Origin of the sequence: Dechloromonas denitrificans (genome assembly GCF_020510685.1) — a bacterium.
Classification (GTDB): Bacteria; Pseudomonadota; Gammaproteobacteria; order Burkholderiales; family Rhodocyclaceae; genus Azonexus; species Azonexus denitrificans_A.
The window spans coordinates 3,902,235-3,915,283 of record NZ_CP075185.1; the positions used below are offsets into that span (position 1 = coordinate 3,902,235).

14 protein-coding genes and 1 tRNA gene are annotated in these 13,049 nt (G+C 62.4%); 11 read left to right on the forward strand and 4 right to left on the reverse strand.

Features of this window, described 5'->3' with window-relative positions:
* Window positions 1-35: 35 nt before the first annotated feature.
* Both KI611_RS18625 and KI611_RS18630 read right to left on the reverse strand, forming a co-directional pair.
* Window positions 36-791, reverse strand: a complete 756-nt coding sequence (locus KI611_RS18625; RefSeq protein ID WP_226417146.1) for a restriction endonuclease — start codon at window positions 789-791, stop codon at window positions 36-38.
* Window positions 792-810: 19 nt separating this feature from the next.
* Window positions 811-1,098 (reverse strand): hypothetical protein, encoded by a 288-nt coding sequence (locus KI611_RS18630; RefSeq protein WP_226417147.1) that lies wholly within the window; start codon window positions 1,096-1,098, stop codon window positions 811-813.
* A gap of 177 nt (window positions 1,099-1,275) precedes the next feature.
* On the opposite strand from KI611_RS18630, the gene KI611_RS22215 reads away from it, so the two are divergent.
* A complete protein-coding gene (locus KI611_RS22215; protein WP_226417148.1) occupies window positions 1,276-1,575 on the forward strand; it encodes an SOS response-associated peptidase family protein in 300 nt (99 codons plus the stop codon).
* A gap of 109 nt (window positions 1,576-1,684) precedes the next feature.
* On the opposite strand, the gene KI611_RS18640 is transcribed toward KI611_RS22215, so the two are convergent.
* Window positions 1,685-1,761 (reverse strand) — tRNA-Met (locus tag KI611_RS18640).
* Between the two features lie 130 nt (window positions 1,762-1,891).
* Here KI611_RS18640 and miaB point away from each other — a divergent pair.
* Genes miaB through lnt form a run of 5 tightly spaced genes read left to right on the forward strand, consistent with a single transcriptional unit; the run spans window position 1,892 to window position 6,939 of the window.
* The gene (gene miaB / locus KI611_RS18645; protein WP_226417149.1) at window positions 1,892-3,229 is read left to right on the forward strand and encodes a tRNA (N6-isopentenyl adenosine(37)-C2)-methylthiotransferase MiaB; all 1,338 of its coding nucleotides are present in this window, start codon (window positions 1,892-1,894) and stop codon (window positions 3,227-3,229) included.
* 22 nt (window positions 3,230-3,251) lie between these two features.
* Window positions 3,252-4,205, forward strand: a complete 954-nt coding sequence (locus tag KI611_RS18650) for a PhoH family protein (RefSeq protein WP_226417150.1) — start codon at window positions 3,252-3,254, stop codon at window positions 4,203-4,205.
* Complete coding sequence (ybeY, locus tag KI611_RS18655) at window positions 4,177-4,626, forward strand: rRNA maturation RNase YbeY (protein WP_226417151.1); 450 nt, start codon at window positions 4,177-4,179, stop codon at window positions 4,624-4,626. Before KI611_RS18650 ends, ybeY begins: the two co-directional genes overlap by 29 nt.
* Window positions 4,627-4,631: 5 nt before the next feature.
* Window positions 4,632-5,480, forward strand: coding sequence for an HlyC/CorC family transporter (locus tag KI611_RS18660; RefSeq protein WP_226417152.1), 849 nt, complete (start codon window positions 4,632-4,634; stop codon window positions 5,478-5,480).
* Window positions 5,464-6,939, forward strand: coding sequence for an apolipoprotein N-acyltransferase (gene lnt, locus KI611_RS18665; protein ID WP_226417153.1), 1,476 nt, complete (start codon window positions 5,464-5,466; stop codon window positions 6,937-6,939). The genes KI611_RS18660 and lnt overlap by 17 nt, the downstream gene beginning before the upstream one ends.
* Here lnt and KI611_RS18670 read toward each other — a convergent pair.
* The gene (locus tag KI611_RS18670) at window positions 6,932-7,621 is read right to left on the reverse strand and encodes a transglycosylase SLT domain-containing protein (RefSeq protein ID WP_226417154.1); all 690 of its coding nucleotides are present in this window, start codon (window positions 7,619-7,621) and stop codon (window positions 6,932-6,934) included. The two genes, lnt and KI611_RS18670, sit on opposite strands and share 8 nt — an antisense overlap.
* Window positions 7,622-8,003: 382 nt before the next feature.
* On the opposite strand from KI611_RS18670, the gene glyQ reads away from it, so the two are divergent.
* From glyQ to KI611_RS18695, 5 genes are read left to right on the forward strand one after another with little or no spacing between them, the layout of a single operon-like run.
* On the forward strand, window positions 8,004-8,936 hold the full coding sequence (gene glyQ, locus KI611_RS18675; protein ID WP_226417155.1) for a glycine--tRNA ligase subunit alpha: 933 nt from the start codon (window positions 8,004-8,006) through the stop codon (window positions 8,934-8,936).
* Between the two features lies 1 nt (window position 8,937).
* Window positions 8,938-11,046 carry a glycine--tRNA ligase subunit beta gene (glyS, locus tag KI611_RS18680; RefSeq protein WP_226417156.1) on the forward strand — a complete coding sequence of 703 codons (2,109 nt, stop codon included), beginning with the start codon at window positions 8,938-8,940 and terminating at the stop codon, window positions 11,044-11,046.
* Window positions 11,043-11,588, forward strand: coding sequence for a D-glycero-beta-D-manno-heptose 1,7-bisphosphate 7-phosphatase (gmhB, locus tag KI611_RS18685; protein ID WP_226417157.1), 546 nt, complete (start codon window positions 11,043-11,045; stop codon window positions 11,586-11,588). The genes glyS and gmhB overlap by 4 nt, the downstream gene beginning before the upstream one ends.
* A complete protein-coding gene (locus tag KI611_RS18690; RefSeq protein WP_226417158.1) occupies window positions 11,585-12,337 on the forward strand; it encodes a lysophospholipid acyltransferase family protein in 753 nt (250 codons plus the stop codon). The genes gmhB and KI611_RS18690 overlap by 4 nt, the downstream gene beginning before the upstream one ends.
* Window positions 12,315-13,034 (forward strand): M48 family metallopeptidase, encoded by a 720-nt coding sequence (locus tag KI611_RS18695; protein ID WP_226417159.1) that lies wholly within the window; start codon window positions 12,315-12,317, stop codon window positions 13,032-13,034. Before KI611_RS18690 ends, KI611_RS18695 begins: the two co-directional genes overlap by 23 nt.
* The last annotated feature ends 15 nt before the right edge of the window (window positions 13,035-13,049 follow it).

Here is a 13,049-nt window from a genome sequence, read left to right on the forward strand (position 1 = left end):
TCAATCACTTAAGAGGATTGCATTGAGAGACCTCACTAGTAGCGCTGTAGCCACGCCTTGATGTCCGTAAAGTCTTTCAGGTCCAACTGGTTCTCCATACGTGCGGCCTCCTTGACGGCGTCGCTGGAGAAGAAACTAGTGGTTACGATGATGCTCTTGGTGGCTTTTCGTATGTGGTGGACACCAATCACCTCTCTGATGATGCCGACGCCAACTTTGTTGTCTGCGGCGTAGCGCTTGCACTCAATGTGGGTTAGGTAGCTGCAGACAGCGTTTCTCACGTGAGCGATGATGTCCCTTCCTCCGTCACGAGTCGCCTGGGTAAGCTCTACGTCAAACCCCATGTCTTTGAGGATGCTTGCCACAAGCTCTTCAAACTTTCTCGGTGACAGTTCGTAGAGTCTCTCGGGATGCTTCTTCAGGTACTTCTTAACTTCATCGTCAATCGACGTAATGATGAGCGAAGTCTCATCCTGCGCTGCTGACTCTGGCTCTGTGTAAAGCTCCTCTTGAAACGCTCCGGCTAACTCGATACGGGTCGCCGACATAAACAGCTTTTCTTCTGCGTCCTGATGAGAAGGTAGGCTTACCTCACCTTCGATGTATCTGTACGTTCCATCCTCATCTTTCGCCACCAGCACATATGACCAATCCTTGTCGAACGGGTCCAGGATGACTGTTCCCGCCAGATTGAGTTCCGTGCTTCTAAACCAAGCACGTTCTGGAAAGAAGCCATGACGCTCGATCCCGAGAGAGTCGAATTCATCGCGAGAAATTTCGTTGATGCTCATTTATGAAGAGTGGTGGTGGTTACTTTAAGCACCCGTTGGTGCGAGCCTCGTTGCTTAGTGCAACAAGTTGAGAGCTTGCTTCGTCTGTTGTCTTGGACGAGGCGACCGTACCGATGCGAACCTTGAAGTCAGAACAGGCATCTCCATCCTTGATCGTTCCTTGATGGTATCGGACTTGGCCAGCAATGCCATCTTGGATTACTTTCTGAGTCATATTGCCACCTGTCCCAGATAGAGAATGCTGCAAGAAAAGGCCTATTGCCACCACGATGGCAACAGCTGCAAAGAAACGAATAATCATGTTCATGGCTTGCGATTATATGATGCGGATTCAATACACGGGGCCACTTGTCCGTGATTGTCGATCCAGGTGGGGGTCAGGACCATGTTCGCTTTTCACAGGACTGCCGAAGTCGTCCCCCGTGGCTTCGGCCCATTTTTGCGTGCGTCTTCATCAGCTTCACTGTAGTTGGTCGTCGGCCTCTTGAGCCTGATACTCCATTGGTCCAAGGAGCCTCGCCTCAAATTCTCCACCAACAACGCACGTTCCGAAGAAGTCGCGGCCAAACCCAGCTCTCAAGACGCTTGGTGCGGAGGACAACGCTGCATCATCCCGGTCACATCATTCGATGAGCCAAACTGGGAGACGGGCAAAAACATCTGGTGGGGATTCCGCCGGGCGGATGCGCCCCCTGGGGCCTGGCTTTACCCCCTCAGTACGCAAACAGGCCAGATTGTTGAAAGCTACACGTCGCCTGAAATAGAAATTCGTTCCATGCCGTGAAGACTTCAAGTAATCGCTTGCCATTGTGACCCACGTTTGTGACTCACCAGACGGGCATTCAGCAAAAAAAAGCCGCAGACCCTTGCGGATCAACGGCTCTTTGCATTTTTGGTGGTGATGGGCAGAATTGAACTGCCGACCTGTGGGTTATGAATCCACCGCTCTAACCAACTGAGCTACATCACCACGCCTTGAGGGCGCGGATTATAGTTTGCCTGGCTTTACCCGGTCAAGGCATTTGCGCTCGGTTATAATGCCCCCCTTTCCCGATGCTCCGTTGCCGACCGGCGACATTGATTTGCAAAGTAGTTTACCCATGCCAAAGAAATTGTTCATCCGCACTTTCGGGTGCCAGATGAATGAGTACGATTCGGACAAGATGGCCGATGTGCTCAATGCCTCCGAAGGTATCGTCAAGACTGACAATCCCGAAGAAGCCGACATCATCCTGTTCAACACCTGCTCGGTGCGCGAAAAGGCGCAGGAGAAGGTGTTCCACGACCTCGGCCGGGTCCGCCACCTGAAGCAGCTGAACCCGAATCTGGTGATCGGCGTCGGTGGCTGCGTGGCCAGCCAGGAAGGTGACGCGATCATTGCCCGCGCCCCTTACGTCGATATCGTGTTCGGCCCGCAAACGCTGCATCGCTTGCCGCAGCTGATCGCCGAACGCAAGAGCAAGGGCCGGGCCGCCGTCGACGTGTCCTTCCCGGAGATCGAGAAATTCGATTCGATGCCGCCGGCCGAAGTCAAAGGCGCCTCTGCCTTCGTCTCGATCATGGAAGGCTGCTCCAAATTCTGCACCTTCTGCATCGTGCCCTACACCCGTGGCGGCGAAGTGTCGCGGCCGTTCGAGGATGTGCTGACCGAAGTCGCCGGGCTGGCGGCCAATGGCGTCAGCGAAGTGACGCTGCTCGGCCAGAACGTCAATGCCTACCGCGGCACGATGGCTGGATCGGAAGAGTTTGCCGACCTCGCCATCCTGATCGAGTACATCGCCGAAATCCCCGGCATCGAGCGCATCCGCTACACCACCTCGCACCCGCGCGAAATGTCGCAGCGCCTGATCGACACCTACGCCAAGGTGCCGAAGCTGGTCTCGCATCTGCATCTGCCGGTCCAGTCGGGCGCCGACCGCGTGCTGGCGGCGATGAAGCGCGGCTACACGGCGATCGAGTACAAGTCGATCATCCGCAAGCTGCGGGCGGCGCGGCCGGACATTTCGCTGTCTTCCGACTTCATCGTCGGCTTCCCCGGCGAGACGGACGAGGATTTCGAAAAGACCATGAAGCTGATCGACGAGGTCGGTTTCGACAACTCGTTCTCCTTCGTCTACAGCCCGCGACCCGGCACGCCGGCCGTCGAGATGGAAGATTCGACCCCGGGTAACGTCAAATCAGCCCGCCTGAGCCGTCTGCAGAAACGCATCGAGGAGCAGGCGCAGGTGATCAGCCAGGCCATGGTCGGCGGTATTCAGCGGGTGCTGGTCGAAGGCACCTCGCGCAAGGATGTTCTTGAACTGGCCGGGCGTACCGACAACAACCGGATCGTCAATTTCATCGGCAATCCGCGGCTGATCAATACTTTCGTCGATGTCCGCATCACCAGTGCGCTGCCGCACAGCCTGAGAGGCGAAATTGTCATCCGAGAAGAGTAAGCCGGCACCGAAAAGCCGGCCGGTGGAAGTTTCGCTGGCGCCGGTCGACAACGTTTTGCTGGCCAACTTGTGCGGCCCGCTCGACGAGAACATCCGACAGATCGAAACCGGTTTCGACGTGACCATCCAGCGCCGCAACGAGCGCTTCTCGGTGCGCGGCGAGCAGGCCCAACTGACGGCCGATGCCATCCGCCACTTTTACGGCATGGCGCGAGCACCGCTCTCGGTCGATGAAATCCAGCTCGGCCTGATCGAACTGCTCAACGCGCCGGTCCGCCGTATTTCGCGCGGCGCCGAAGGCCCGATTGACGGGCCGCAATTGATCACCCGCAAAACCGAACTGCATGGCCGCACGCCGCGCCAGGTCGCTTACCTGAAGGCGATCCAGGAACACGACATCACCTTCGGCATCGGTCCGGCCGGCACCGGCAAGACCTATCTCGCCGTGGCCAGCGCAGTCGATGCACTGGAACGCGATCTGGTCGAGCGCATCATCCTGACCCGCCCGGCGGTCGAAGCCGGCGAGCGGCTCGGCTTTCTGCCCGGCGACCTGACGCAGAAGATCGACCCGTATCTCAGGCCGCTGTACGACGCGCTCTATGACCTGATGGGTCATGACCGGGTCAGCAAGCTGTACGAAAAGAACGCTATCGAGATCGCCCCGCTCGCCTTCATGCGCGGCCGGACGCTGAACCACGCCTTCATCATCCTCGACGAGGCGCAGAACACGACGCCGGAACAGATGAAGATGTTCCTGACCCGCATCGGCATCGGCGCCAAGGCCGTCGTCACCGGCGACCTGACCCAGATCGACCTGCCCAAGGGTCAGAAAAGCGGCCTGCGCGAAGCGCGCGACATCCTGAAGGACGTCCGCGGCCTGGCTTTTACCGAATTTTTGAAGGAAGACGTGGTGCGCCACCCGCTGGTCGCCCGCATCGTCGCTGCCTATGAATCCCAAACCAAGCAAACGCCTTAACCTATCGGTGCAATATGCCTGTAACCGGGCCGGTTTACCCTTGCGCGCCGATTTCGTCCGCTGGGCCCGGGCGGCGCTGGTCGGCGGTGGCGAAGTCGCCATCCGGCTGGTCGAAGCCGATGAGGGGCAGGCACTGAACAAGGAGTATCGCGGCAAGGACTACGCGACCAACGTGTTGTCATTTCCGTATGACAGCGAACCGATCGTCAGCGGCGATCTGGTGATCTGTCCGACGGTCGTGGCGGCCGAGGCGGCCGAGCAGAACAAGCCGCTGGCCGCCCACTACGCCCACCTGGTGGTGCATGGTATGCTGCATTTGCAAGGCTGGGATCATGACAACGACAATGATGCCGAAGCCATGGAAAACGAAGAAAAGGAGATTCTCGCCGCGATGGGTTATCCAGACCCGTATGCGGTTTAAACATTATGGACAGTGACAGTAAACCGAGTTTCATTGAACGACTGACTTCCCTGCTGCTGCGCGAACCCGAAGACCGCGAGCAGCTGCTAGAAATTTTGCACTCGGCCTACGAGCGCAACCTGATGGACGCCGATGCGCTGACCATCATCGAAGGCGCCCTCGCCGTCTCCGAAACCCGCGTCACCGACGTCATGGTGCCGCGTGCCCAGATGGACGTCATCGACGTCGACGACCCGATGAACGAGATCGTCCCCATCGTCATCGATGCCGCCCACTCGCGCTTTCCGGTGGTCGACGGCGACCGCGACAACGTGCTCGGCATCCTGCTCGCCAAGGATCTGCTGCGCCTGCAAACCGAAGAAAATTTTGAACTGCGCGACTGGTTGCGCCCGGCCGTCTTCATCCCCGAATCGAAGCGCCTGAACGTCCTGCTCCGCGAGTTCCGCGTCTCGCGCAACCACATGGCCATCGTCGTCAATGAATACGGCGGCGTCGCCGGCCTGGTCACCATCGAAGACGTACTCGAACAGATCGTCGGCGACATCGAGGACGAATACGACTTCGACGAAACGCACGACAACATCCGCCTCGACTCCACCGGGCGCTACCGGGTCAAGGCGCGGACCGAGATCGAGGACTTCAACAAGGCCTTCGCGACGGACTTCTCCGACGAGGAGTTCGACACCGTCGGCGGCCTGGTTCTCCGCCACCTGGGCCGGGTACCCAAGCGCAACGAGATCATCGATATCGACGGTGTGCGCTTCCAGGTCCTGCGCGCCGATAGCCGTCGCCTGTACACGCTGCTGGTCGATCAACACAAACAGCCAACCGGCACTGATGCTGCAACTGCCTGAGCGGCCGCTACAGCGCTTTGGCCTGGCCGCGCTGATCGGCGCAACGGGCGTACTGTGCTTCGCCCCGGCCGGTCTTTTCTGGCTGGCGCCGCTCATCTGGTGCGGCCTGTTTGCCCTGCTCCGCCGCGCCGGGTCACCCAGGGAAGCCCTGCTCACCGGCCTCGGCTTCGGCCTCGGCTTTTTCCTGACCGGCGTCTCCTGGGTCTATGTCAGCCTTTCGGTCTTCGGCGGCATGCCGTGGTGGCTGGCCGGCATCGCCGCCTTTCTGTTCTGCGGCGTGATGGCGCTGTTTCCAATGCTGGCCGGCGGCATTTTCAAACGCTGGCAGCCGGAGCTCTTCTGGCAACAGGCGCTTTTCTTCGCCGCGCTGATTGCCGCGGCGGACTGGCTGCGCAGCTGGATTTTCACCGGCTTCCCCTGGCTGGCCGTCGGCTACAGCCAGGCGCCGCCCAGCCCGCTGGCCGGCTTCGCCCCGTTGTTCGGCGTCCACGGCCTGAGCCTGTTCGTCGCCCTGGCCGGCGCCCTGCTGCTGCGCTGGCGGGTCGGTCTGGTGTTTATCGCCGTGAGCGCCGGCATCGGCTTCGCGCTGCAACAAGTCGCCTGGACCACACCGGTCGGCCAGCCGATCAGCGTCGCGCTGATCCAGGGCAACATCCCGCAGGAAATGAAGTTCCGCCCGGAAGCCTTCATCCGCACCCTGACTCTTTACCGCGAACTGGTCGAAAGCAACCCGGCCCAGCTGACCCTGTTGCCGGAAACCGCGCTGCCCGCCTTTTTCGACCAATTGCCGCCGAGCTATATCGATAGCTTGAAAGCGGCCGCCCAAGGCAACGGCGGCGACCTCATTCTCGGCACGCTGACCGGCCAGGGCGAGCGCTACTGGAACAGCGCGATCAGCATCGGCAGTTCGCCGCTACAGGTTTACAGCAAGACTCATCTGGTGCCGTTCGGCGAAACCATCCCGGCCGGCTTCTCGTGGTTCATGGACATCGCCAGCATCCCGATGTCGTCCTTTTCGCGCGGCCCGGACGTCCAGCCGCCGCTCGCCGTCGCCGGCCAGCAAGTAGCGGTGAACATCTGTTACGAAGACGTGTTCGGCGAAGAAATCATCCGTGCGCTGCCGCAGGCCGGCATTCTCGCCAACCTCTCGAACACTGCCTGGTTCGGCCATTCGCTGGCCCAGCCGCAGCATCTGCAGATCGCCCGGATGCGCGCCAGCGAAACCGGCCGGCCGATGTTGCGAGCGACCAATACCGGCATGACGGCGGTGATTGCCGCCGACGGTTCGCTCCAGGCCGTTTTGCCGGCCTTCACGCAAGGCGTGCTGAAAGCCGAGGTCCGGGCGTATCAGGGCATGACGCCCTACGCCCGGCTCGGCAACCTCGGGTTTCTGGTGCTGGCTGGCCTGTGCCTGCTGGCCAGCCAGTTACCGAGGCGCCGCCAGAGGCTGTTCAGGTAGTGCGCAGACGCTGAACCGCCTGTTCCAGACGCAGCTTTTCGGCCAGTACCTTGGACGAGTAACGCCGACCTGGATCGTTCGTCGCCCCGCCAAACTGCTGCAAGCCTTCTTCCAGGCCACCGAAGCGGCGGATCGACTCATCCAGCACCTTGGCGCCGACCTGAACATTGACCAGCGGGTCGAGGAAGGCGGCACGGTCGGCCTCCTCGGGCAGTTTGTCCATATGGAAGCGCGGCACCACCTGCATCAGGCCCTGCGCCCCGAAAACGCTCTGGGAGAAGGGATTGAACCCAGATTCGACACCGATCACGGCGATGATCAACAGCGGATCGAGATGCAAATCGCGGCCGACCGCCTGGGCCGTCGCAAAAATCGGTTGCAGGGCGTCGGTCGAGACGCGATAGCGGCGCGAGACATAATCGAGCGCCCCGCGCATCCGCGGGCTCAGCGAGCCGACCGCCGTTTCGACCGGCGACTCGGGAAGCACCTCTTCGCTGACCGAAGCGGCCGCCAAGGGGAGCACCGACTGCAGCTCGTCGGTCAGGCCAAGATAGCCGGTCTGCAGGCCGATGAGGCCGATGACGAAAACCAGACCAGCCACCATCAAGAACTTTTGGAACAGGGTAGAAACCACATTGGAAACCCGCTGAAGCGCGGGGGAGAGAAAAGTCGTAGTAGACATGCGACCTCCTTCACTGTTGCCCCTGCGGAAAAACTTCTCCCGCAGCGAACGGTTACAGGGGATACGTCATCGGCGGGCAAGGTGATGAATCAGCCCGAATCCCGCACGGCGCCATGCTTGGCACCCGACGCGACCAATGTTGCACCGCAACATAATTCACAGTCTATTGATTCTATTGAATTTTGTCAAGTCACCGCCTTTTGCCGGGGAATAGAGGCATTGCGCCGCACCAATTCCCCAGCCAAAATTTCCGGCCTGAACTCGGCCGAAAAACCGGCTCGGTTCCCGCCGAAACAGGGGCGCCCGGGCCGGCGAGGCGCCCTGCCGGATGATGGCAAAAGCTTGTAAAATCCGAGGTCTTCCGTCTTTTCGAGGGCGTCCGATGACGACCAGCAACAAACCGACCTTTCAGGAAATCATCCTGCGTCTGCAGCAATACTGGAGCCAGCAAGGCTGCGCCCTGCTGCAACCTTACGATATGGAAGTCGGCGCCGGCACCAGCCACACCGCCACCTTCCTCCGCGCCATCGGCCCGGAGCCGTGGAAAGCCGCCTACGTCCAGCCCTCGCGCCGCCCCAAGGACGGCCGCTACGGCGAGAACCCGAACCGTATGCAGCATTACTACCAGTTCCAGGTGGTGTTGAAGCCGGCCCCGGCCAACATCCTTGAGCTCTACCTCGGCTCGCTCGAAGCGCTCGGTTTCGACCTGAAGAAGAATGACGTGCGTTTCGTCGAGGACGACTGGGAAAACCCGACGCTGGGCGCCTGGGGCCTCGGTTGGGAAGTGTGGATGAACGGCATGGAAGTGACCCAGTTCACCTACTTCCAGCAGGTCGGCGGCATCGACTGCAAGCCGATCACCGGCGAAATCACCTATGGCATCGAACGTCTGGCGATGTACCTGCAAGGCGTCGAAAACGTCTTCGATCTGACCTGGACGGAAGGCCTGACCTACGGCGACGTCTATCACCAGAACGAAGTCGAGCAATCGGCCTACAACTTCGAGCATTCCGATGCCGACTTCCTGTTCACCGCCTTCGGCGCCCACGAGAAGCAGGCGCAGCACCTGATGGGCGCGCAACTGCCGCTGCCGGCCTATGAACAGGTGTTGAAGGCGGCACACACCTTCAACCTGCTCGATGCCCGCGGCGCCATTTCGGTCACCGAGCGCGCCGCCTACATCGGCCGCATCCGCAACCTGGCGCGCGCCGTCGCCCAGGCCTACCTCGATAGCCGCGCCCGCCTCGGCTTCCCGATGGCGCCGAAGGAATGGGCCGCAGAAGTCCTCGCCCAGATTGAAAAGAAAGCTGCCTGATATGTCGTCCAAGAACCTGCTCGTTGAACTGTTCGTCGAGGAACTGCCGCCCAAGGCGCTGAAGAAACTGGGCGAGGTGTTCTCGCAGACCCTCGCTCAATCGCTGAAGAATGCCGGCCTCGCCGCCTCGACCGCTGCCGTTACCGCTTATGCCTCGCCGCGCCGGCTGGCCGCCCATGTCACCGAGGTCGCCGCCGTGGCCGCCGACAAGCCGGTGGCACAGAAGCTGATGCCGGTCGCCGTCGGCCTCGATGCCGCCGGCAATGCCACCCCCGCCCTGCTCAAGAAGCTCGCCGCACTGGGCGCCGACGCTTCCGTCGTGGCGAAACTGCGCCGCGAAAACGACGGCAAGGCCGACGTGCTGTTCTACGACAGCCTGGCCAAGGGCGCGACGCTGGCCGACGGCCTGCAGAAGGCGCTGGAAGCCGCGCTCGCCGCGCTGCCGATTCCCAAGGTGATGACCTATCAACTGCAGGACGGCTGGAGCAGCGTCAATTTCGTCCGCCCGGCCCATGGCCTGGTCGCCCTGCACGGCGCCGATGTCGTACCGCTCGCCATCCTCGGCCTGACCTCGGGTCGCGCAACGCACGGCCATCGCTTTGAAGCCAGCGTCGATCCGGTCGTCTTCGCCAACGCCGACGAATACGCCACCAAGCTGGCCAGCGAGGGCGCCGTGATCGCCTCGTTCGCCGAGCGTCGCGCCGAAATCGCCCGCCAGCTCGCTGCTGCGGCCGCCCAGGCCGGCGGCAAGCCGATTGACGACGACGCCCTGCTCGACGAAGTCACCGCGCTGGTCGAGCGCCCGAATGTGCTGATCGGTCAGTTCGAAGAAGAATTCCTCGCCGTGCCGCAGGAATGCCTGATCCTGACCATGAAGGCCAACCAGAAATACTTTCCGCTGCTCGATGCGGCCGGCAAGCTGACCAACAAGTTCCTGCTCGTCAGCAACATCAGCCCGGCCGACCCGAGTGCGGTGATCGGCGGCAACGAGCGCGTCGTCCGGCCCCGCTTGGCCGATGCCAAGTTCTTCTTCGACCAGGACCGCAAGAAGACGCTGGAATCGCGCGTCCTCGGGCTGGCCAAGGTTGTTTATCACAACAAGCTGGGCACCCAGGGCGAGCGCGTGCAACGGGTCTGCGCCATCGCCAAGGCGATCGGCCTGCAACTGGGCGGCGAAACCGTCGCCGTGCTGGCCGAACAGGCCGCGTTGCTCGCCAAGGCCGACCTGCTGACCGACATGGTCGGCGAGTTCCCCGAACTGCAGGGCACCATGGGCCGCTACTACGCGCTGCACGACGGTCTCGCCACCGACATCGCCGACGCCATCGAAGACCACTACAAGCCGCGTTTTGCCGGCGATACGCTGCCGCGTGGCCAAGTCGGCACAATCGTCGCGCTGGCCGACAAGCTGGAAACGCTGGTCGGCATGTTCGGTATCGGCCAGATCCCGACCGGCGACCGCGACCCGTTCGCGCTGCGCCGGCACGCGCTGGGCGCCATCCGGATGCTCAGCGAAGGCGACCTGAATTTGCCGCTCAACGCGCTGCTGGCCGCCGTAGCCGGCGTGTTTGCCTCGGTCGACGGCTTCAAGCCGGCCGAAGCGGCACTCGCCGATTTCATCTACGACCGCCTGGCCGGCAGCCTGCGCGAACAAGGTTACACGGCGCAGGAGGTCGATGCCGTGGTCAGCCAGCGACCGCAACGCCTCGGCGACATTCCGAAGCGCCTGGCCGCGGTGCGGGCCTTCTCGGCCCTGCCGGAAGCCGCCGCGCTGGCCGCCGCCAACAAGCGGGTCGGCAACATCCTGAAAAAGGTCGAGGACAGCGTCGATCCGTGGGTCGATAACGCACTGCTCAAGGAAGCCGCCGAAATCGCCCTGCACGCGGCGTTGGTCGATGTCGTGCCGCAAGCCGACGCCGCCTTCGTCACCGGCGACTACACCGAGTCGCTGCAGGCCCTGGCCGCGCTGCGCGCCCCGGTCGATGCCTTCTTCGACGGGGTCATGGTCAATGCCGACGACCTGGCACTGCGCGCCAACCGCCTCGGCCTGCTCGCCAAGCTGCATCTGGCGATGAACCAAGTCGCCGACATTTCGAAGCTCTCGACATGAAACTCGTCATCCTCGACCGCGACGGCGTGATCAACTTCGATTCGGCCCAGTTCATCAAGAACCCGGCCGAATGGAAGCCGATCCCCGGCAGCCTGGAAGCGATCGCCCAGCTCAACCAGAGCGGTTACAAGGTGGTCGTGGCGACCAATCAGTCCGGCATCGGACGTGGCCTGTTCGACATGGACACGCTGAACCAGATCCATGAAAAGATGCACAAGGCGCTATACACGCTGGGCGGACGGATCGATGCGATTTTCTACTGCCCGCACGCCGCCGACTCCGACTGCGAGTGCCGCAAGCCGAAGCCCGGCATGTTCAAGCGGATTTCGCAGACCCTGAATATCGACCTGAACGGCGTACCGGCCATCGGCGATTCCCTGCGCGACCTGCAGGCCGGCGTCGCGCTGGGTTGCCAGCCGATCCTGGTGCATACCGGCAAGGGCGACAAGACCAAGGCCGAAGGCAATCTGCCGGAAGGCACCCTGGAGTTCGCCGACCTCGCCCAGGCGGTCGACTGGATACTGCGCAAAGGCAAGGCATGATCGCCATCCGCTCGACGCTGTTCATGGTCTACGCCTTCTTCTGGTCGTTGGCCACCATTCCGCTGGTGATGTTTTCCGCCCTCGTCCTACGCGGCCTCTGGGGTTATCGCGCCGGCAAGCTGTGGCGCCTCGGCATCCAGGCCGGCGTCGAGAACCTGCTCGACATCCGTCCCCGGGTAATCGGCCTGGAGAACATGCCGGCCGAGCCCTGCGTCATCCTCGCCAAGCACCAGTCGGCGTGGGAAACGATGACCATCCAGGACTACGTGCCGAACGGCGCCTACTGCGTCTTCGTGCTGAAGAAGGAACTGCTGCGCATTCCGCTGCTCGGCTGGGGCCTGGCCGCCATGAAGATGATTTCGATCGACCGCAAGGCCGGCCGGGATGCCCTCGACCAGGTGGTCAATCAGGGGCGCGAGCGCCTGCAACAGGGCTTCTACGTCATCATCTTTCCCGAGGGCACCCGCGTCGCCCCCGGCCAGACCAAGCGCTACAAGGCAGGCGGCGCCTATCTCGCCGCCCGCGTCGGCTGCAAGGTCGTGCCGATCGCCCACGACGCCGGCGAACTCTGGCCACGCCAGGCTTTCCTGAAAAAGCCCGGACAGATCACGATGAGCATCGGCCCGGCCTTCGACGCCACCGGGATGTCCGAACAGCAGGTCAACCAGCGCGCCGAAGCCTGGATCGAAGCGGAAATGCGCCGCATCTCGCCGCACCGCTATTCCGATGCCGCCACCGGCCAGTCCTGAACCCACCCACCGCATCGTCATTGCCGGGCTGGCCGTCGCCTATCACCTGAAGCGCAGCCAGCGCCGGACCATCGGCCTGGCCATCGACCATCGCGGCCTGCGCGTCGGGGCGCCCCTGCGCGCCCGCCAGGGCGACATCGAGGCACTGATCCACCAGCACGGCCAATGGGTGCTCGACAAGCTTGCCGCCTGGCGCGACCGCCCGCCCCCGGGCAAACTGACGGTGACCGACGGCACGGTGATTTCGGTCGTCGGCGCGCCATTGACCGTCGCTCTCGTCCCGGCCAGCCGCGCCCGCTGGCAGCTTGCCGGCGACCGGGTGGAACTCAGCCCGTCGCCAAGCACCGACGCCAACAAGTTGCTGGAAAAAGCCCTGCGCGAGAAAGCCCGCCAGCTATTCGCCGAACGGCTCGCCCATTACGCGCCGCAGCTCGGCGTGCCGCCCCCGCCGCTCCGCCTTTCCTCGGCCCGCACCCGCTGGGGCAGCTGCAGCCACCGCGGCGGGATCGCGCTCAACTGGCGGCTGATCTTCATGCCGCTGGCGCTGATCGATTACGTGGTCAACCACGAACTCGCCCACCTCAAGGAAATGAACCACAGCCCACGCTTCTGGTCTGTGGTGGAACAACTTTGTCCGGACTGGCGCGCCCGCCGGCTGGAACTGCGGCAACTCGGCCGCACCATCCCAACCATCTGAACCAGCAAGGAAAAC

Excerpts from the sequence above, each read along its gene's own strand:
- KI611_RS18625 (WP_226417146.1), bottom strand. The coding sequence starts at position 791 with ATGAGCATCAACGAAATTTCTCGCGATGAATTCGACTCTCTCGGGATC.
- KI611_RS18630 (WP_226417147.1), bottom strand. The coding sequence starts at position 1,098 with ATGAACATGATTATTCGTTTCTTTGCAGCTGTTGCCATCGTGGTGGCA.
- miaB (WP_226417149.1), top strand. The coding sequence starts at position 1,892 with ATGCCAAAGAAATTGTTCATCCGCACTTTCGGGTGCCAGATGAATGAG.
- ybeY (WP_226417151.1), top strand. The coding sequence starts at position 4,177 with ATGAATCCCAAACCAAGCAAACGCCTTAACCTATCGGTGCAATATGCC.
- KI611_RS18660 (WP_226417152.1), top strand. The coding sequence starts at position 4,632 with ATGGACAGTGACAGTAAACCGAGTTTCATTGAACGACTGACTTCCCTG.
- lnt (WP_226417153.1), top strand. The coding sequence starts at position 5,464 with ATGCTGCAACTGCCTGAGCGGCCGCTACAGCGCTTTGGCCTGGCCGCG.
- KI611_RS18670 (WP_226417154.1), bottom strand. The coding sequence starts at position 7,621 with ATGTCTACTACGACTTTTCTCTCCCCCGCGCTTCAGCGGGTTTCCAAT.
- glyQ (WP_226417155.1), top strand. The coding sequence starts at position 8,004 with ATGACGACCAGCAACAAACCGACCTTTCAGGAAATCATCCTGCGTCTG.
- glyS (WP_226417156.1), top strand. The coding sequence starts at position 8,938 with ATGTCGTCCAAGAACCTGCTCGTTGAACTGTTCGTCGAGGAACTGCCG.
- gmhB (WP_226417157.1), top strand. The coding sequence starts at position 11,043 with ATGAAACTCGTCATCCTCGACCGCGACGGCGTGATCAACTTCGATTCG.
- KI611_RS18690 (WP_226417158.1), top strand. The coding sequence starts at position 11,585 with ATGATCGCCATCCGCTCGACGCTGTTCATGGTCTACGCCTTCTTCTGG.
- KI611_RS18695 (WP_226417159.1), top strand. The coding sequence starts at position 12,315 with ATGCCGCCACCGGCCAGTCCTGAACCCACCCACCGCATCGTCATTGCC.